General features: G+C 72.2%; 17 protein-coding genes and 1 tRNA gene. 14 read left to right on the plus strand and 4 right to left on the minus strand.

Going from position 1 to position 17629, the window contains the following annotated elements:
* Positions 1-32: 32 nt before the first annotated feature.
* Positions 33-662, minus strand: coding sequence for a 2OG-Fe(II) oxygenase (locus tag EV292_RS03725; RefSeq protein WP_132907803.1), 630 nt, complete (start codon positions 660-662; stop codon positions 33-35).
* Between the two features lie 118 nt (positions 663-780).
* On the opposite strand from EV292_RS03725, the gene EV292_RS03730 reads away from it, so the two are divergent.
* The 14 genes from EV292_RS03730 (at position 781) to EV292_RS03795 (ending at position 13736) form a co-directional block, all read left to right on the plus strand.
* Positions 781-1653 carry a type II secretion system protein N gene (locus EV292_RS03730; protein WP_132907804.1) on the plus strand — a complete coding sequence of 291 codons (873 nt, stop codon included), beginning with the start codon at positions 781-783 and terminating at the stop codon, positions 1651-1653.
* A complete protein-coding gene (gene gspD, locus EV292_RS03735) occupies positions 1653-3872 on the plus strand; it encodes a type II secretion system secretin GspD (RefSeq protein WP_132908174.1) in 2220 nt (739 codons plus the stop codon). Before EV292_RS03730 ends, gspD begins: the two co-directional genes overlap by 1 nt.
* Before the next feature lie 47 nt (positions 3873-3919).
* Positions 3920-5455 (plus strand): ATPase, T2SS/T4P/T4SS family, encoded by a 1536-nt coding sequence (locus EV292_RS03740; protein ID WP_132908175.1) that lies wholly within the window; start codon positions 3920-3922, stop codon positions 5453-5455.
* A gap of 338 nt (positions 5456-5793) precedes the next feature.
* On the plus strand, positions 5794-7017 hold the full coding sequence (gene gspF, locus EV292_RS03745; protein WP_132907805.1) for a type II secretion system inner membrane protein GspF: 1224 nt from the start codon (positions 5794-5796) through the stop codon (positions 7015-7017).
* Between the two features lie 9 nt (positions 7018-7026).
* The gene (gene gspG / locus EV292_RS03750) at positions 7027-7467 is read left to right on the plus strand and encodes a type II secretion system major pseudopilin GspG (protein WP_132907806.1); all 441 of its coding nucleotides are present in this window, start codon (positions 7027-7029) and stop codon (positions 7465-7467) included.
* Between the two features lie 277 nt (positions 7468-7744).
* Positions 7745-8143: a GspH/FimT family pseudopilin gene (locus EV292_RS03755; protein ID WP_243693583.1), complete on the plus strand. Its 399-nt coding sequence runs from the start codon at positions 7745-7747 to the stop codon at positions 8141-8143.
* Entirely contained in the window at positions 8130-8519 is a 390-nt protein-coding gene (gspI, locus tag EV292_RS03760) for a type II secretion system minor pseudopilin GspI (RefSeq protein WP_132907808.1), read from the plus strand. The genes EV292_RS03755 and gspI overlap by 14 nt, the downstream gene beginning before the upstream one ends.
* Complete coding sequence (gspJ, locus tag EV292_RS03765; protein ID WP_132907809.1) at positions 8516-9244, plus strand: type II secretion system minor pseudopilin GspJ; 729 nt, start codon at positions 8516-8518, stop codon at positions 9242-9244. The genes gspI and gspJ overlap by 4 nt, the downstream gene beginning before the upstream one ends.
* The gene (gspK, locus tag EV292_RS03770; protein ID WP_132907810.1) at positions 9231-10193 is read left to right on the plus strand and encodes a type II secretion system minor pseudopilin GspK; all 963 of its coding nucleotides are present in this window, start codon (positions 9231-9233) and stop codon (positions 10191-10193) included. Before gspJ ends, gspK begins: the two co-directional genes overlap by 14 nt.
* Entirely contained in the window at positions 10190-11275 is a 1086-nt protein-coding gene (gene gspL / locus EV292_RS03775) for a type II secretion system protein GspL (RefSeq protein ID WP_132907811.1), read from the plus strand. The genes gspK and gspL overlap by 4 nt, the downstream gene beginning before the upstream one ends.
* On the plus strand, positions 11272-11748 hold the full coding sequence (gene gspM, locus EV292_RS03780; RefSeq protein ID WP_132907812.1) for a type II secretion system protein GspM: 477 nt from the start codon (positions 11272-11274) through the stop codon (positions 11746-11748). The genes gspL and gspM overlap by 4 nt, the downstream gene beginning before the upstream one ends.
* Positions 11748-12467, plus strand: coding sequence for a type II secretion system protein N (gene gspN, locus EV292_RS03785; RefSeq protein ID WP_207913326.1), 720 nt, complete (start codon positions 11748-11750; stop codon positions 12465-12467). Before gspM ends, gspN begins: the two co-directional genes overlap by 1 nt.
* Before the next feature lie 48 nt (positions 12468-12515).
* Positions 12516-12592 (plus strand) — tRNA-His (locus EV292_RS03790).
* A gap of 91 nt (positions 12593-12683) precedes the next feature.
* Complete coding sequence (locus EV292_RS03795; protein ID WP_132907814.1) at positions 12684-13736, plus strand: Glu/Leu/Phe/Val dehydrogenase family protein; 1053 nt, start codon at positions 12684-12686, stop codon at positions 13734-13736.
* 338 nt (positions 13737-14074) lie between these two features.
* Here EV292_RS03795 and eda read toward each other — a convergent pair whose 3' ends face one another.
* The 3 genes from eda to edd all read right to left on the minus strand — a co-directional run bounded on the left by eda (position 14075) and on the right by edd (position 17561).
* Positions 14075-14680 carry a bifunctional 4-hydroxy-2-oxoglutarate aldolase/2-dehydro-3-deoxy-phosphogluconate aldolase gene (gene eda, locus EV292_RS03800; RefSeq protein ID WP_132907815.1) on the minus strand — a complete coding sequence of 202 codons (606 nt, stop codon included), beginning with the start codon at positions 14678-14680 and terminating at the stop codon, positions 14075-14077.
* 4 nt (positions 14681-14684) lie between these two features.
* A complete protein-coding gene (gene glk / locus EV292_RS03805) occupies positions 14685-15650 on the minus strand; it encodes a glucokinase (RefSeq protein ID WP_132907816.1) in 966 nt (321 codons plus the stop codon).
* 96 nt (positions 15651-15746) lie between these two features.
* On the minus strand, positions 15747-17561 hold the full coding sequence (gene edd, locus EV292_RS03810; protein WP_132907817.1) for a phosphogluconate dehydratase: 1815 nt from the start codon (positions 17559-17561) through the stop codon (positions 15747-15749).
* Positions 17562-17629: the final 68 nt, after the last annotated feature.

Consider the following 17629-nt stretch of genomic DNA (forward strand, 5'->3'; position numbering starts at 1 on the left):
GATGCAGCGCCGGCCGCGTGCGCCCGTCGCGCTCACCAGCCCCAGGGTCGCTCGCGATACCATTTGGTGATGACGTATTTCACCCCGGCGCGCACCTTCATCCCGTGATGGATCGTCGCGGGGTTGGGGGTGTCGTCGGGACGTCGGTTGTTCCAGCCGATCAACTTGCCCGGTTCGGGCTGGATCGTCTTGTCGATCGCCTTGAACCGCGTCGCGCCACCCGCCTCGGGGGTGTTGAGATATACCATCAGCGTCCAGGTCCGATTGCCCGCAACACTGCAATAGCGCGCGAAATCGGCGCCGGTCGGCTCGAAATAGTCGGTGTGCGCCTTGAACTCCTGGCCCACCGCGTAGCGCTGCCCCTGGAGCGGTTCGCCGTGCGCGGGGTCGAGCCCGGTCGCGTCGGCGAGGCGGCGATTGATCGCGGCGACGAGCGGATCCGCGTCGGACAGATCGCAGGTCTCGCTGGTGCGAAAGGCGGTGTCGCCGTTGGGATCGGCGATGGTCGACGGGCGGCGGTCGGCGTCGATCCGCTCGATCAGCGCGGCGCATTCGCGCGCGTCGAGGAAGTCGCGCTGGATGAAGAGCGTCAGCTTGGGGGAGGGGACGCGCTGGATGCCGGGCTGTGCGCTCAGTCGCGCGATGATCGGGTCGCTGGCCATGGCCGCGCTATATTCCACTTAAGGCAAGGCGAACCAGCCACAGAAATATTACACAAGTCGTCGGCGTCGATGTAACAGGGTGGCAGAAGCCGGCGCACGCGGGAGTATCATCAAGCGCATGCGATTGAAGTTCGACGCCCGGGCGCGGGCGATCCTGCGGCGCTTGCCGGTGGTGAACGCCTATTCGGCCGTCGAGCTGCTGTTGCTCGCAGGGCTCGCGGTGCAATGCGCGCGGTTGATGTGGGTGATCGTCACCCCGGTGTCGCCGCTCGGCGCCTGGGTGCCGGCGGGGCCGACGATCCCGAGCGATCCCGGCGGCGTGCTGGCGAGCATCGATCCGTTCTACCGGGTCAGCGGCGCGCAGGCGGCGCAGGGGCCGGCGGTGGTGACCTCGCTCCAGCTGACGCTGTTCGGGACGCGGATGGACAGTGCGCAGGCGCGCGGCGCGGCGATCCTCGCCGGTCCCGACGGGCTGCAACGCAGCGTCAGCGTCGGCGAGGAGGTCGCGCCCGGCGTGGTGCTGCGCGCGGTGGCGTTCGATCATGTCACGCTTGAGCGCGGCGGGCAGCGCGAAGACCTGTTCCTCGACCAATCGACCCAGCCGTCGCCCGCGCCAGCGCCGCCCGCCGCGACCTCGGCGGAGGCGCCCGAGCCGCCGGTGGCGACATCCGGCCGCGCACCCGCCCTGCCGCGTTTCTCCGACGGTGAGGGCGGCGCGATGTCGCCCGACCGGCTGCGCACCGACATCACCGCCATCCCGCAGATCGAGGGCGGCCGCGTCGTCGGGCTGACGGTGCGCGGGCAGGGCGGCAACGCTTTCCGCGCCTCGGGGCTGCGCGACGGCGACGTCGTCACCCAGGTCGCGGGTCGTCCGGTGTCCGGCCCGGCCGACCTCGACCAGTTCACGCGCGAGCGCGCCCCCGGCGGCGCGGTCCCGGTCACCGTCCAGCGCAACGGCCAGACCGTCGCCCTCTCCATTCCGGTAAAATGATGAAGCGTCCCCACGTCCTCCTCGCTCCCCTCGCGCTCGCGGCCGCGGCGCAGCCCGCGCTCGCGCAGACCACGCTCAACGTGCGCGACGCCGACATTCGCGCCTTCATCGCCGACGCCGCCAAGGTGACCGGGCGCACCTTCATCATCGACAATCGCGTGCAGGGCAAAGTGACCGTGGTCACCGACCGGCCGCTGTCGCGCTCCGAATATCTCGAGGTGTTCCTCTCGACGCTGCGCGCCAACGGCCTGGTCGCGGTGCCGAGCGCCAACGGCGCCTTCCGCGTCCAGCCGATCGACAATGCGGCGAGCCAGCCGGGGCGGATCGGCCTCGCCGGCGCGCCGCGCAACCAGCTCGTCACCGAGATCATCCGGCTGCGCTCGGTCGACGCCGCGCAGGCGGTCGACACCGTGCGCCCGCTGGTCAGCGCGCAGGGCTCGGTGACCGCCAACCGCGGCGGCAACAGCCTGGTGGTGGTCGATTTCGCCGACAACGTCCGGCGCGTGCGCGAGGTGGTGCGGCGGATCGACTCGGACACGTCGGCGACGCGCATCATCCCGCTCAAGAACGCACGCGCCAGCGAGGTCGCGACCGCGCTCCAGGGCCTGATCGGCGGCGGTGGCGCGGGCGGCGCCGCCGCGGCGGCGGGCGGCGCCTCGGCGGTGGCGATCGAGAGCTCCAACGCGGTGGCGCTGCGCGGTGACCCGCAGACCGTCGCGCGGCTGGCGGCACTGGCGCGCGAGCTCGACCAGAGCGCGCGCAACGCCACCGAGATCCGCGTCGTCTTCCTGGAGAATGCCGACGCCAACCAGCTGCTGCCGGTGCTCCAGCAGCTCGTCGGCCAGGCGCCCGACGCGATCGAGGAGCAGGCGCTCACCCGCTCGGGGCTGAGCAGCTCGAGCACCGGCTCGACCGGCGTCGGCGCGACGCCGCAGCCGGCGACGCGCTCGCGGCCGACGCAATCGACGACGCAGCAGTCGGGCAGTCAGCCGCAGCAGGCCGCGATTACCGGGCAGGGCAACCGCACTGCGGCGGTGGTGACCCGCTATGCCGGTGCCAACGCGATCGTGATCGCCGCGCCCGCCGACATCCAGCGCCAATTGTCCGACGTGGTGAAGCAGCTCGACCAGCGGCGCCAGCAGGTGTTGGTCGAGGCGATCGTCGCCGAGGTGTCGGACTCGACCGTCAACCAGCTCGGCGCGCAGTTCATCCTGGGCAATCTCGACGGTGGCGCCTTCGCGGCATCGACCTTCAGCAACTCGGCGCCCAACATCCTCCAGATCGCCGGCGCGATCGGCGCGCGCGAGCTGGGGAGCAGTCGGACCGTCACGATCGGCGCGGACGGGACGCGGACGGAGGTGACCACCAACAATAGCGCCTCGGATCAGCTCACCCAGTCCGCGATCAGCTCGATCATCGGCTCGTCGGGCGGGTTCGGCGGTTTCGGCGGGCAGATCGGCAGCACCGTCTTCGGCGCGATCATCAACGCGGTGAAGCGCGACAACACGTCGAACCTGCTCCAGGTGCCGCAGATCATGACGATCGACAACCAGGAGGCGCACACGCTCGTCGGCCAGGAGATCCCGATCACCACCGGCGAGGCGCTGTCGAACAATTTCGACAATGCCTTCCGCACCACGCAGCGGCAGAATGTCGGCATCGGGCTGGACGTGCGTCCGCAGGTGAATTCCTCGGGCACGATCAAGATGAACCTCCACCTCGAGGTCAGCTCGATCGCGGGGCCGGTGTCGAACAACAACTCCGACCTGATCCTCAACAAGCGCGAGGTCGAGACGGTGCTGACCGTCGACGACGGCGCGATCGGGGTGATCGGCGGGCTGCTCTCCGACGAGGAGCGCCGCACGATCGAGAAGATCCCGCTGCTCGGCGACATCCCGCTGCTCGGCAACCTCTTCAAGTCGCGCGCCAAGAGCCGCTCGAAGACCAATCTGATGATCTTCATCCGCCCGACCGTGATCCGCAGCGCGGCCGACAATCGCCGCGTCACCGAGCAGCGCTACGGCTATCTCCGCCTCCAGCAGGCGGCGCAGGAGCCGCTGTCCGAGCCCTCGATCGACACGCTGGTGCGCGACTATATGGGCGCGACGCCGCCGCTGCCCCCGGCAGGCCAGCCCGGCAGCATCGAGGACCCGCGCGTGGCGGTGCCGGTCTATCGCAACTCCACCACCGTCATCCCCGGAGGAGGCAAGCGCCAGTGATCGTGCGCACCGGAGCCGAGATCGACGCCGCCGCAGCGCCGCTGCCGCTGCCCGGTGACGGGGTGACGGTGCCGCCCGCCGTCGTACCCCCTGCCGCGCTGCCCTATTCCTTCGCGCGCAAGTTCGGTGTGGTGCTCGATCAGGGCGGGACGGTCGGGACGCCCAAGGTCGCGCTGCGCGAGGGTGCCGACCCGCGCGCGCTGATCGAGGTGCGTCGCGTGCTCGGCCGCGCCTTCGACGTGGCGGTGGTGCCGGTCGCGGCGTTCGACCGCCTGCTCAGCGACAATTACGCGATGGACGGCCAGGCCACCGCCGCCGCCGCGGTCGGCATGGGCGACGAGCTCGACCTGCTCGCCGAGGGTCTGCCCACCGCGGAGGACCTGCTCGATACCGCCGACGACGCCCCGGCGATCCGGCTGATCAACGGCATCATCGCCGACGCCGCGCGCAACGGCGTGTCGGACATCCATATCGAGCCCTACGAGACCGGGCTGGTGGTGCGGATGCGGATCGACGGCGTGCTGCGCGAGACGCTGCGCATGCCGCCGCATGTCGCGCCGGTGGTGGTCAGCCGCATCAAGGTGATGGCGCGGCTCGACATCGCCGAGCGGCGCGTGCCGCAGGACGGGCGCATGGGGCTGACGCTCGGCGGCAAGCTGCTCGACGTCCGCGTCTCGACCCTGCCCAGCCGCGCCGGCGAGCGCGTGGTGCTGCGTATCCTCGACAAGGAGAATGCGGGGATCGACCTCGACGCGCTCGGCATGACCGCGCCGATGTACGCTTTGCTGCGCGAGGTGATCGCCGAGCCCAACGGTATCGTGCTCGTCACCGGACCGACCGGCAGCGGCAAGACGACGACGCTCTACGGTTCGCTGCGGCTGCTCAACGACGGCAGCCGCAACATCCTGACGGTCGAGGACCCGGTCGAATATGCGGTGGAGGGGGTCGGGCAGACGCAGGTGAACAGCAAGGTCGGGCTCACCTTCGCCGCCGGTCTGCGCGCGATCCTGCGCCAGGACCCCGACGTGGTGATGGTCGGCGAGATCCGCGACCGCGAGACCGCCGAGATCGCGGTCCAGGCCTCGCTCACCGGGCATCTCGTGCTCTCCACCGTCCATACCAACGACGCGGTCGGTGCGATCACGCGCATGCGCGACATGAAGGTGGAGCCGTTCCTGCTCGCCTCGACCCTGCGCGCGGTGATCGCGCAGCGGCTGGTGCGGCGGCTGTGCACCAACTGCCGCCGCGCGGTGCGCGCGAGCGAGACGGTGGCGCCGCTGCTCGGCGTCGATCCGGGCGCGACCGTCTACGAGGCGGTCGGCTGCGAGCAGTGCAACCGCACGGGCTTCCGCGGCCGGATCGGCGTGTTCGAGGCGGTGCGCGTCGACGCGGTCGTGCGCCGCATGATCAACGAGGGCGGCGACGAGGACGCGATCGCGCGCCACGCCTTCGCCACCGGCGACACGCTCGCGATCGCGGCGCGCCGGCTGGTCGAGAACGGCCAGACCACCGCGGAGGAAGCGGTGCGCGTGTCGCGTAGCGAGAATGCCGACGCCGCCGAGGTGGCGATCACCGATGCGTGATGGGGTGCCTCGCTTCGCACTCACTCCGTCATCCCCGCGCAGGCGGGGATCCAGACGCGCGGACCGTCGCGATAAAGTCGCGACATCAGCGTATATGGATCCCTGCCGGCGCGCGACCTCTGCGAGACCTTCTCGTCATCCCGGGCTTGACCCGGGATCCATCGGGCCGCGCACGCCTAAGCCGTTGTTTTTTTCGGCACCATGGATCCCGGCTCAAGGCCGGGATGACGGCGGTGCAGCAGTTTCGCAGACGTCTCGCCTGCGCGAGGATGACGGTAGGAGAGAGGGCGGGGCGCTGCGTCCCGGCGAGCGCCTGCCCCAATGCCGGATCGGCCGCCATGGCTGACTTCGACTATCTCGCGATCGACACGCGCGGCAACGAGACGCGCGGGCATGTCGCCGCGGCCGATCTCGCCGCCGCGCGCGCGACGCTCGACCGCCGCCGCCTCTACGTCGTCCGCCTCGAGCCGGGCAGCGCCCCCGCGACGCGGCAGCGCCCGCTCTTCGGGCTCGAGCTCGGTCGCACCAAGATGTCGGGCAAGCAGCTGACGCTCTTCACGCGCCAGCTCGCCACGCTCAACCGCGTCTCGCCGCTGGAGGAGTCGCTCCGCACCATCACGCGCCAGACCGAGCAGGAGAGCGTGCGCGCGATCGTCCAGACCGTCCATACCGGCGTGGTCGAGGGTCGCCGGCTCGCCGACGCGATGGCGCGCGAGCCGAAGAGCTTCCCGCCGCTTTACCGCGCGATGGTCGCCGCGGGCGAGAGCTCGGGGACGCTGCCCGAGATCATGGAGCGGCTCTCCACCCTGCTCGAGCGGCAGGCGGAGATCCGCGGCAAGCTGCTCACCGCGATGGCCTATCCCAGCGTGCTGTCGGCGGTGGCGTTCAGCGTGGTCATCGCGCTGATGACCTTCGTGGTGCCGCAGGTGGTCGAGCAGTTCGACACCGTCGGGCAGGAGCTGCCGCTACTCACGCGGATGATCATCGCGCTGTCCGACCTGCTGGTCGGCTGGTGGTGGCTGCTGCTGCTGATCGTGGTCGCGGCCGTCGGCGGCGCCGTGGTCGCGCTGCGCCAGCCGCCGATCCGGCTCGCCTTCGACACCTGGCTGCTGCGCGTCCCGCTGATCGGTCGGCTGTTGCGCGACCTGCACGCCGCGCGGATCGCGCGCACGCTTTCCACCATGGTGGCGAGCCGGCTGCCGCTGCTCGAAGGGCTGACGCTCACCGCGGGCACGATCCACAACCGCCGACTCAAGGCGGCGTCGGACGAGATCACCGAGTCGATCCGCGGCGGCGGCAGCCTTTCCACCGCGATGCGGCGCACCGGCGTGTTCCCGCCCTTGCTCGTGTATCTCGCCGCGAGCGGCGAGGCGGCGGGGCGGCTCGACGAGATGCTCGAGCGCGCCGCCGACTATCTCGAGCGCGAGTTCGACCGCTTCACCGCCACCGCGCTGTCGCTGCTCGAGCCGCTGATCATCGTCGTGATGGGCGCCATCGTCGCCACGATCGTGCTGTCGATCCTGCTCCCCATCCTCCAGCTCAACACCCTGGCCGGCCAGTGAGACCCTAAGATGCACAACGAACAGACCCAGCGCCGCAAGAAGAAGAACGGCTTCACCCTCGTCGAGCTGATGGTGGTGATCGTGATCATCGGCCTGCTCGCCACGATCGTCGCGCTCAACGTGCTGCCCTCGGGCGACACCGCGCGAATCCAGAAGGCCAAGGCCGACATCGCCACGATCGAGCAGGGGCTGGAGCTCTATCGTCTGCAGATCGGCAGCTACCCGACGACGTCGCAGGGCCTCCAGGCGTTGGTGACCGCGCCCGCGGGCGCCGACGCGGCGCGCTACCAGGCCGGCGGCTACGTCAAGAAGCTGCCCAAGGACCCGTGGGGCCGCGACTATCTCTACGCCTCGCCGGGCCAGCACGGCGCCGCCGACGTGTGGACCCTGGGTGCGGACGGCAAGGACGGCGGCGAGGGGATCGATGCCGATATCGGCTCCTGGCAGTAAGCGCGGGCCGATTCGGGTCGCGGCGCAAGGCGCGCATCGCGGGCGTCGCGGGCGTCTCGCGCGGAAGATCCGCGCCTTCCTCACACACGTCCGTCATCCCGGACTTGTTCCGGGATCCACCCGTCCGCGCATCCCGGAGCCGCGATTCCTGCGGAACGGTGGATCCCGGAACAAGTCCGGGATGACGGTGGGGGGCAGGTCAGCCGTCGAGACAAACGCGCCGGGCGCGAGCCTTCCAGAGCACCTCACCACGCGCGGCTTCACCCTCATCGAGCTCATGGTCGTGATCACCGTCATCGGCCTCGCCTCGGCCGCGGCGGTGCTCGCCATGCCCGACACGCGCGGCCGGCTCACCGACGAGGCGGCGCGCTTCGCCGTCCGCGCGCGCAGCGCGCATGACGCCGCGATCGTCGAGTCGCGTCCCGTCAGCCTGTGGGTGACCGAGACCGGCTACGGCTTCGACCAGTGGCGCGGCGGGCGCTGGTCGCCCATGGAGCCGCCGCTCGGGGTCGAGCAGTGGCGCCCCGGCACCGCGGCGGCGGGGCTGGTGCGCGAGCGCGTCATCTTCGACACCACCGGGCTGGCCGACCGCCCGCTGACGATCACGCTGACGCGCGAGGGCGCGCGCACCGACGTCGTGATCGAGCCCGACGGGCGCGCGCATGTCGCGGGCTGAGCGCGGCTTCACGCTGATCGAGATCATGGTGGCGCTGGCGGTGTTCAGCCTCGCCGCGCTCGCGCTGATCCGGCTGGAGGGGCAGACGATCCGCTCGACCGGCGCGCTCTCCGCCACGCTGCTGGCGCAGGCGGTGGCGCGCAACGTCGCGATCGAGGCGGTGACCGACGCCGAGCCGCCGGTGCGCGGGCGCAGCAGCGGGGTAGAACAGAACGGCGGCCGCGCCTGGACCTGGGTGCGCGAGGTACAGCCGCTCGGCGACGGCGACGTCATGCGGGTCGACGTCAGCGTCAGCGATCCCGGCGGCGCGGTGCTCGGCCGCATGACGATGGTGCGCCCGCCAGCGCCCGCGCTGTCGGTGGACGTGGCGGGATGAACGCGCGCCGCGACGCCGGCTTCACCCTGGTCGAGGTGATGATCGCGCTGATGATCTTCGGCATGATCGCGGCCGCGGGCGTCGCGCTGCTCGCCTTCAGCGTGCGCGCGCAGGGCGCCAGTGCGGTCGCGCTCGACGACACCGGCGCGCTGAGCCGCCTCTCCTCGATCCTCACCGCCGACCTCGCCCAGGCGCAGGATCGCAACACGCGCGACGTGAACGGCGTGCTGCTGCCCGCCTTCAGCGGCGACGCCGCCGCGACGCCGCTGCTGCGGCTGGTCCGCGCCGGCTGGAGCAACCCCGATCAGGCCCCGCGCGCGGAGTTGCAGAAGGTGGAATATCGGCTCGAAGGCGACGGCCTCGAGCGGGTCGCCTATCCGGCGCTCGACGGTGCGGCGGCGCTGCCGCCCGCGTTGCTGCTCGACCGCGTGCGCACGGTGCAACTGCGCTTCCGCTATCGCGGCGCCTGGAGCGACACCTGGCAGGGCAACCCGCGCGCCGCGCTGCCCCAGGCGGTCGAGCTGGTGGTGACCCGCGCCGACTCGCGGCTGTACCGGCTGCTGTTCCTCGTCGGTACCGGCGCGGGGCGCGTGCAGGAGAGCGGCGCGGGTGGCCGCGAGGCCAGCAACGACGGCAGCGGCGCGGGAGCCGGCGCGCCGGGCGCTGGTTCGCCACCGCCCAGCCCCGGGGCCAGCCCCGGGGGAGGCCGCGATGCGCTCCGGTGAACGCGGCGCCGCCTTGCTCACCGTGCTGCTGCTCGTGGCGGTGATCTCGGTCATGGCCGCGAGCGCGCTGGAGCGGCTCCGGCTCTCGACCCGGCTCGCCGCCAACGCGGTCGCGCTCGATGCGGCGCGGGGTTATGCCTATGCCGCGGAGACGCTGGCGACGACGCGCGTCACCGCCCTGCTGAGCGAGACGCGCGATCGCGTCGCGCTCGCGGGCGGCTGGAGCGGACGCCCCTTCGGCCTGCCGATCCCCGGCGGCACCGCCACCGCACGCGTGACCGACGGGGCCAATTGCTTCAACCTCAACAGCCTGGTCGCGCGCCAAGCGGACGCGACCTATGCGCTCAATCCCGCCTCGCTGCGGCAGTTCCAGACGCTGATGCGCGTGCTGCGCGTGCCCGACGGCGACCGCGTCGCCGCCGCGGCGGCGGACTGGATCGACAGCGACGACGCCGCGCTGCCCGGCGGCGCCGAGGACGGCGACTATCGCGGCTATCGCACCGCCGGCGTGCTGATGGCGGACGTCAGCGAGCTGCGCGCGGTGCGCGGCGTCACGCCCGAGATCTATCGCGCGCTGCGCCCCTATCTGTGCGCGCTGCCGCTGGCGCAGCGCAACGTGCTCAACGTCAACACCTTGCTGCCGGAGCAGGCCCCGCTGCTGGCGATGCTGATGGACGGCACGCTCAGCGTCGAGGCGGCGCAGGGGGTGTTGCTGCGCCGCCCGCCGACCGGCTGGTCGAGCGTCGACCAGATGTGGACCCAGCTGTCCACGCAGGGCGGCGGCGCGTCGCAGGTGGAGGCGCGCCAGTCGACCAGCGTCAAGACCATATGGTTCGCGCTGCGCGTCGATGTGACGCTGGGCAGTGCGGAATTGCACGAACAGGGCCTGATCGACGCGCGGACCCTTCCCGTGCGGCTCGTGACGCGGCAATGGGGAGACGCGTCATGACCGCTGCCACGCTCCTCTTCCTGCCCCCCGCCGACGACCAGCCGTGGCGCTGGTGGCGGATCCGCGACGACCGCGTCGAGCGCGAGGGCGAGGGCGTGCCCGCGCCGGACGAGACCGCGCCGGTGATCGCGGTCGCGCCCGCGGACGCGGTGACGCTCCACTGGGCCGACCTGCCCGCGCGCTCGCCCGCGCAGGCGCTGGCCGCGGCGCGGGTCGTCGTGAGCGACGCCACCGCCGAGCCCGCGCACGACCTTCACGTCGCGGTCGGCGGGGAGCGCGACGGGGCGCGGGCCATCGCTGTGGTCGCGCCGGCGCGGATGCGCGCGTGGCTGGAGGCGCTCGCGCGGGCCGGGATCGACCCGGGCGCGATCCTTCCCGCGCCGCTGCTGCTGCCCGCGCCGGAAGAAGGCTATGTCGCCGCCGACCTGCCGGGCCAGCGCGTCGTGCGCGGCCGCACCAGCGGCTGGGCCGACGAGCCGCTGCTCACCGAGCTGATCACCGCGGGCGAGCGCCCGTCGCCGCTCGCGCGCGACGCGGTGCGCGATGCCGCGGTCACGGCGATCGCCGTGCCGGCGATCGACCTGCGCCAGGGGGCGTTCGCGCGACGCCGCCAGCGCGCGGTCGACTGGGCATTGCTGCGCCGTATGGCGGTGCTGGTCGGCTGCATCCTGCTCGCCACGCTGGCGATCGATCTGGTGCGGATCCTGCGCTATTCCTTCGGCGCCGACGCGATCGAGGCGCAGGCCGACACGGTGGCGCGCCAGGCATTGCCGCGCGGTGCCGGGGCGGGCGATTCGTCGCGGCTCCTCGGCGAGCGGCTGACGCGGCTGCGCGGGCCGGGGCAGGGCTTCACCCGCACCGCCGCGGCGGTCTACGCGATCGTCGACGCGGTGCCGGAGAGCGAGGTCACCGCGCTCCAGTTCGAGCCCAACGGGTCGCTGCGCGTGTCGCTCTCGCTCGCCGGCGAGGCGCAGGCCAACACGATCAAGCAGCGGCTCGCCGGCGCGGGCTTCACTGTGGAGTCGAGCGTGTTCCAGCAGGCCAACAACCGGCTCACCGGCGACATGACGGTGCGGCCGTGAACGCCGCGCGTGCCTGGTTCGAGTCGCGCTCGCTGCGCGAGCGGCGGCTGATCGCGGTGATGGTCGTGCTGCTCGTCGTCACGCTGATCTGGGCGGCGGTGATCCTGCCGGTGCGCAACGGCCTATCCTCGTCGCGCGCGCGTTACACCGACGCGGTGGTGCGGCTCGGCGCGGCGCAGAGCGGGCTCACGCAGGTGAAGTCGCTCCAGCGCCGCGGCGCCACCGCGCTCGGCGGCTCGCTCGCCGACGTGGTGCGCGCGCGCGCCGATGCGGCGGGCTTCGCTTTGGCCTCGCTCGACGTGGTCGCGCCGGATCAGGTCCGCACCTCGATCACCAGCGCGCGCGCTGGGGCGCTGATGCGCTGGGTCGCGGGGCTGGAGCAGGAGGGCATCCTGGTCGACTCGCTCAGCGTCACCGGCAGCGGCGCGGGCAGCGTCACCGCGCAGCTCAGCCTGCGCCAGCGGGGCGAGTGATGCGGATCCGTCTCGCCACCGGGCGCCGCGCGCTCTTCATCGCGCTGTTCGTGCTGGCGGTGCTAGCCTTCCTGCCGATGCGACTGGCACTTGGCTGGGCCGGGCTCGACGCGCAGGGCTTCACCGCACGCGAGGTGACCGGCAGCCTGTGGTCGGGCCGGCTGGTCGAGGCGCGCTTCGGCGACATCGCGCTGGGCGACCTCGACGCCGGCGTATCGCCGCTGGCGCTGCTGATCGGGCGTGCCCGGATCGGGCTGGAGGGCGCGGGGGCGGATCCGTCGCGGCAGCTGTCCGGCACGGTCGAGCTGGCGCGCAACCGCGCCGCGATCATCGGCGCGCGCGGGCCGCTGACGCCCGGCAACGCCTTCCGACCGCTGCCCGTGACGTCGCTCGACCTCGACGACGTCACCGTGCGCTTCGTCGACTCGGCGTGCGAGCAGGCCGAGGGCCGCGTCCGCGCGACGCTGTCGGGGCAGTTCCTCGGCCAGCCGCTGCCCGGCGCGATCAGCGGCGCGGCACGCTGCGACGCGGGCGCGCTGCTGCTGCCGCTGAGCAGCGGCGCGGGTGAGGGCGTCAACCTGCGACTGTGGCCCGACGGCCGCTACCGCGCCGAGCTGACGCTGGTGCCGACCGACCCGACGATCGCGGCGCGGCTCGACGCCGGCGGCTTCGTCGCCAATGGCGCGGCGCGCACCTTCGCGGTGGAAGGAAGATTCTGAGCGCCTTGACGAGGGGCCACGCGCCCCGCTAGGGGACCGGCCTTCGCGGCGATCGTAGCTCAGTTGGTTAGAGCATCGGTTTGTGGTACCGAGGGTCGCGGGTTCAAGTCCCGTCGATCGCCCCATCATCTCCCTCTGCATTTCGCGCTGGCGTCGGCCGCCGGCTACGAATATTGCGCTTCGCGGTAATATTCTGCTGCGCTTGACGGAGGCGTGATGACCTCGCTGTGGGACTATCCCGATTTCGACGCCCATGAAGGGCTCCACCTGTTCGCCGATCCGGCCTCCGGGCTCAAGGCGGTGGTCGCGATCCATTCCACCGCGCTCGGGCCGGCGGCGGGCGGGGTGCGCTTCTGGCATTATGCCGATGATTCGCGCGCGCTGACCGACGCGCTGCGGCTGTCGCGCGGGATGAGCTACAAGAACGCGATGGCGGGTCTCGCGCTGGGCGGCGGCAAGGGCGTGGTGCTCGCGTCGCGGCCGGGCGAGGCGATCAGCGAGGCGCAGCTGCGCGCCTTCGGCCGCGCGGTCGAGTCGCTCGGCGGGCGCTACGTCACCGCGGAGGACGTCGGCATGTCCGAGGCGCGGATGAAGGTGATCGCGGAGGAGACGCGCTACGTCTCCGGCCTTCCCGTGGCGCAGGGCGCGGCGGGTGGCGATCCCGGGCCGTATACCGCGCACGGCGTCTATCTCGGCGTCCGCGCCGCCGCCAAGCGTGGGCTCGGCAGCGGCGACGTGCGCGGCGTGCGGGTCGCGATCCAGGGGCTCGGCTCGGTCGGTGGCGGGCTCGCCAAGCTGCTCGCGCGCGACGGCGCGGTGCTGACGCTCGCCGACGTCGACCAGGCGCGCGCCGAGCGGCTCGCCGCCGAGCTGGGGGCCACGGTGGTGGCGCCCGACGCGATCCTGAGCGCCGATGTCGACATCGTCAGCCCCAATGCGCTCGGCGCGATCCTGACGGAACAGTCGATTTCTGCGCTCAAGGCGAAGATCGTCGCGGGCGGTGCCAACAACCAGCTCGCCACCGCGGCGGACGGGCGGCGTCTCCATGACGCAGGGGTGGTCTACGCGCCCGATTACGTCATCAACGCGGGCGGGATCATCAACGTCGGGCTGGAGTATCTCGGCCACGGCGACGAGGCCGAGGTGATGGCGCGGATCGCGCAGATCCCGGGCCGGCTCGATCAGGTGTGGGACGAGGCCGCGGCGACGGGTGACCCGACCGCCGAGGTGGCGGACCGGATCGCGCGGCGGCTGATCGGGCGCGAGTGAGGGGGGCGCCGCGGCTGAGGGAGCGGCGCGTGGTGAGCGCCCCTGTGGGACACGATAGACGCCGTGAGGGGCGCGACCTCTCCACTCTCACTTCCGTCATCCCGGACTTGTTCCGGGATCCACGGTGCCGCGTATCCACCCGCGCCTGAGTGCGTGGGTCAGTGGATCCCGGAACAAGTCCGGGATGACGCCGGGAGGGCACGGGACGACGCCGGGAGGGCACGGGACGACGCCGGGAGGGCACGGGACGACGGCGGGAGGGCACGGGACGACGGCGGGAGGGCGCGGGGGCTCCAATTGCGACCACGCCTCCCGCCTACCGCCACCCCCAGACCGCCCTACCGCGCCAGACCTGCCGCCGCCCGCGCGCGCGCCTCGATCTCGGGCAAAGTACCCTCGGTCACCCAGCTGCCGCCGACGCACAGCACCGGATCGAGCGCGAGCCAGTCGGGCGCGCTCGCCTCGGTGATGCCGCCGGTCGGGCAGAAGCGGCACTGATAGAAGGGCGCCGCCAGCGCCTTCAGCGCCTTGATCCCGCCGCTCGTCTCGGCCGGGAAGAACTTGAAGTGCGACAGACCCATGTCGAGCCCGCGCATGATGTCGCCGGCGGTGGCGACGCCGGGCAGCCACGGGATACCGCTCGCCAGGATGGTCTCGCCCAGCTTCTGCGACAGGCCCGGCGAGACGATGAACTCGGCGCCCGCGTCCTTCACCTGCGCCACCTGCTCGGCGGTGACGACGGTGCCGGCGCCGACGATCGCGCCGGGCACTTGCTTCATCGCGCGGATCGCGTCGAGCGCGGCGGGGGTGCGCAGCGTCACCTCCAGCACCTTGAGCCCGCCGGCGACCAAGGCCTCGGCCAGCCCGCGCGCCTGCGCGGCGTCCTTGATCACCAGCACCGGGATCACCGGGCTGGTGCGCATCACGGTCTCGATGTCGCTCATGGTCTCACTGATGCTCCTGCGCGAAAGCCGCCGCGGCGCCGAACAGGCCGGGCTGGGGATGGGTGATGAGCTTGACCGGGATCGCCGCCATCATCGACTGGAACCGGCCCTTGGAGACGAAGCGCTGGTCGAAGCCCGAGCGCAGCAACTTGTCCTTGATCCGCAGCCCGAGCCCGCCCGCGATCACCACGCCCTGCGCGCCCTGCGCCAGCGCGAGATCGCCCGCCACCGCGCCGAGCGCGAGGCAGAAGCGGTCGAGCGCGGCGAGCGCGATCGAATCGGTGCCCTCCAGCGCCTCGGTCCAGATCGCCTTGTCGTCGCGGCGCAGCACCGCGCGGCCCTCGAGCTCGGCGAGCGTCTCGTAGATCGCGACGATGCCCGGGCCAGCGACGATCCGCTCGGCGGAGACGCGCGTGTAGGTCTTGCGCAGCCGCTTGAGGATCGCGTCCTCGATGCCGTCGAGCGGGGCATAGTCCATGTGCCCGCCCTCGGTCGGCAGCACCCAATAGCGCCCGTCGCGTTTGAACACCTGCGCCACGCCCAGCCCCGTGCCGGGACCGCAGACGGTGGTGACGCCGTCGCCCGGCAGATCGGTGTCGGGGCCGCAGAGATGCTCGAAATCGTTCGCGGGCAGCTGCGCCACGGCATGGCCGATCGCGCCGAAGTCGTTGATGATCGTCCATTGCTCGGCGCCGAGCCGCTCGGGGATCAGCGACGGGCGGATCACCCAGGGATTGTTGGTCAGGCGGATGACGTCGCCGGTGATCGGCGAGGCCACCGCGATCGCGGCGGCGGGGGGCAGCGTGCCGCCCTGGCGCGCGCGGAACGCCTCATAGGCGGTCTGGAGGCTGGCGTGCTCGGCGGTCTTGAGCGTCACCGGCTCGCCGAGCGACTGGACGCGGCCCTGGTCGACCTCGGCGATCGCGAAGCGGGCGTGGGTGCCGCCGATGTCCACCGATACGATCTGCATGCTCTTCTCCCTCTCCCCGCCGCGCGGGCCGCCGGTCACCGCGTATCGCGGTGCCGCGCTCGCGACCCTCTTCCCGCGGGAGAGGGCCCTTCGCTACTACAATCCGGCGCCCGCCAGTATCGCGCTGGCACCTTTCTCCGCCTCGTCGGCCAGCCCGCGAAACAGGCCGAACAGCTCGCGTCCCATGCCGCTGGCGGGCGGGGGCGCCGCGGCGGGCGCGCGCGCGGTCCATTCGTCGGCGTCGACCAGCGCGGTGAGCGTGCCCGCCTCGGCGTCGACCCGAATCAGGTCGCCGTCGCGGATCAGCCCAATCGCGCCCCCACCCAGCGCCTCGGGCGAGCAGTGGATCGCGCACGGCACCTTGCCGCTCGCGCCCGACATGCGCCCGTCCGTGACGAGCGCCACCTTGAAGCCGCGGTTCTGCAACACGCCCAGCGGCGGGGTCAGCTTATGGAGCTCGGGCATGCCGTTGGCGCGCGGCCCCTGGAAGCGGACCACGACGACCACGTCGCGCTCGAGCTCGCCGTTGCGGAAGGCGGCGAGCACCTCGAGCTGGTCGGCGAAGACGCGCGCGGGGGCCTCGACCACCCAGCGCTCGCGCTCGACCGCGGACACCTTGATGCAGGCGCGACCGATATTGCCCTGAAGGATGCGCATCCCGCCGTCTGGCGAGAAGGGACGGTCGGCGGGGCGCAGGATCGTCTCGTCGCCGCTCGCCAGCACTGGCTGCCACGTCAGCCGCTCGCCCTCGATCACCGGGCGCTCGCCATAGGCGGCAAGATCGTCGCCAGCTACGGTCATCAGGTCGCGGTGGAGATAGCCCGCGCCGATCAGCTCGCGGATCACGAAGGGCATGCCGCCGGCCGCCTCGAACGCGTTCACGTCGGCCGAACCGTTGGGATAGACCCGCGCGACGGTCGGCACCGCGGCGGAGAGCCGGTCGAAATCCTCCCAGTCGATCACGATGCCCGCGGCGCGCGCGATCGCGGGGAGGTGGAGCAGGTGGTTGGTCGAGCCGCCGGTGGCGAGCAGCCCGACCGCGGCGTTGACGATCGCTTTCTCGTCGACGCAGGCGCCGAGCGGGCGGTAATCGTCGCCGTGCACGCCGATCGCGGCGAGCCGGTGAACCGCGGCGCGGGTCAGCTCCTGGCGCAGCTTGGTGCCGGGATTGACGAAGGCGGCGCCCGGCATGTGCAGCCCCATCACCTCCATCATCATCTGGTTGGTGTTGGCGGTGCCGTAGAAGGTGCAGGTGCCCTGCGTGTGATAGGCGGCGATCTCCGCCTCCAGCAGCTCCTCGCGCCCGCAGTCGCCGGTCGCGAAGCGCTCGCGCACCGCCGCCTTGGCCTTGTTGGGCAGGCCCGAGGGCATCGGGCCGCCGGGGATCAGGATCATCGGCAGATGACCGAAGCGCAGCGCGCCCATCAGCAGGCCGGGCACGATCTTGTCGCAGATGCCGAGCAGCGCGGCGCCCTCGAACGTGCCGTGGCTCAGCGCCACCGCGGTGCTGAGCGCGATCGTGTCGCGGCTGAACAGCGACAGCTCCATCCCGGCATAGCCCTGCGTCACGCCGTCGCACATCGCAGGCACGCCGCCCGCGACCTGCGCGGTGGCGCCGACCTCGCGCGCCCACACCTTCATCTGCTCGGGGTAGCGGTAATAGACCGCATGCGCGGAGAGCATGTCGTTATAGGCGGTGACGAGGCCGATGTTCATCGCCTCGTGCCGCGTCGTCATCGCCTCGCGGTCCTCGGGCGTGCCGGCATAAGCGTGCGCGAGATTGGCGCAGCCGAGCCGCGGGCGGCCGATCCAGCCCTCGCGCTCGCGCTCGATCAGCGAGAGATACGTCTGGCGGGTCGGGCGCGAGCGCTCGATGATCCGGTCGGTGACGGCGCTGACGGCTGGATTCATGCTGCTAACCTTCGGCTCGGGCGGGTCGTCGCGCGGCGGCGCGGTTGTGCGGCAGGGGCCTGCCGCAC

It is taken from the genome of Sphingomonas sp. BK235 (assembly GCF_004345855.1).
In the GTDB taxonomy this organism is placed as follows: Bacteria; Pseudomonadota; Alphaproteobacteria; order Sphingomonadales; family Sphingomonadaceae; genus Sphingomonas.

What these genes read in the sequence shown, in the direction of transcription:
- EV292_RS03725 (WP_132907803.1), bottom strand. Translation starts at nt 662, where the DNA reads ATGGCCAGCGACCCGATCATCGCGCGACTGAGCGCACAGCCCGGCATC.
- EV292_RS03730 (WP_132907804.1), top strand. Translation starts at nt 781, where the DNA reads ATGCGATTGAAGTTCGACGCCCGGGCGCGGGCGATCCTGCGGCGCTTG.
- gspD (WP_132908174.1), top strand. Translation starts at nt 1,653, where the DNA reads ATGAAGCGTCCCCACGTCCTCCTCGCTCCCCTCGCGCTCGCGGCCGCG.
- gspF (WP_132907805.1), top strand. Translation starts at nt 5,794, where the DNA reads ATGGCTGACTTCGACTATCTCGCGATCGACACGCGCGGCAACGAGACG.
- gspG (WP_132907806.1), top strand. Translation starts at nt 7,027, where the DNA reads ATGCACAACGAACAGACCCAGCGCCGCAAGAAGAAGAACGGCTTCACC.
- EV292_RS03755 (WP_243693583.1), top strand. Translation starts at nt 7,745, where the DNA reads ATGGTCGTGATCACCGTCATCGGCCTCGCCTCGGCCGCGGCGGTGCTC.
- gspI (WP_132907808.1), top strand. Translation starts at nt 8,130, where the DNA reads ATGTCGCGGGCTGAGCGCGGCTTCACGCTGATCGAGATCATGGTGGCG.
- gspJ (WP_132907809.1), top strand. Translation starts at nt 8,516, where the DNA reads ATGAACGCGCGCCGCGACGCCGGCTTCACCCTGGTCGAGGTGATGATC.
- gspK (WP_132907810.1), top strand. Translation starts at nt 9,231, where the DNA reads ATGCGCTCCGGTGAACGCGGCGCCGCCTTGCTCACCGTGCTGCTGCTC.
- gspL (WP_132907811.1), top strand. Translation starts at nt 10,190, where the DNA reads ATGACCGCTGCCACGCTCCTCTTCCTGCCCCCCGCCGACGACCAGCCG.
- gspN (WP_207913326.1), top strand. Translation starts at nt 11,748, where the DNA reads ATGCGGATCCGTCTCGCCACCGGGCGCCGCGCGCTCTTCATCGCGCTG.
- EV292_RS03795 (WP_132907814.1), top strand. Translation starts at nt 12,684, where the DNA reads ATGACCTCGCTGTGGGACTATCCCGATTTCGACGCCCATGAAGGGCTC.
- eda (WP_132907815.1), bottom strand. Translation starts at nt 14,680, where the DNA reads ATGAGCGACATCGAGACCGTGATGCGCACCAGCCCGGTGATCCCGGTG.
- glk (WP_132907816.1), bottom strand. Translation starts at nt 15,650, where the DNA reads ATGCAGATCGTATCGGTGGACATCGGCGGCACCCACGCCCGCTTCGCG.
- edd (WP_132907817.1), bottom strand. Translation starts at nt 17,561, where the DNA reads ATGAATCCAGCCGTCAGCGCCGTCACCGACCGGATCATCGAGCGCTCG.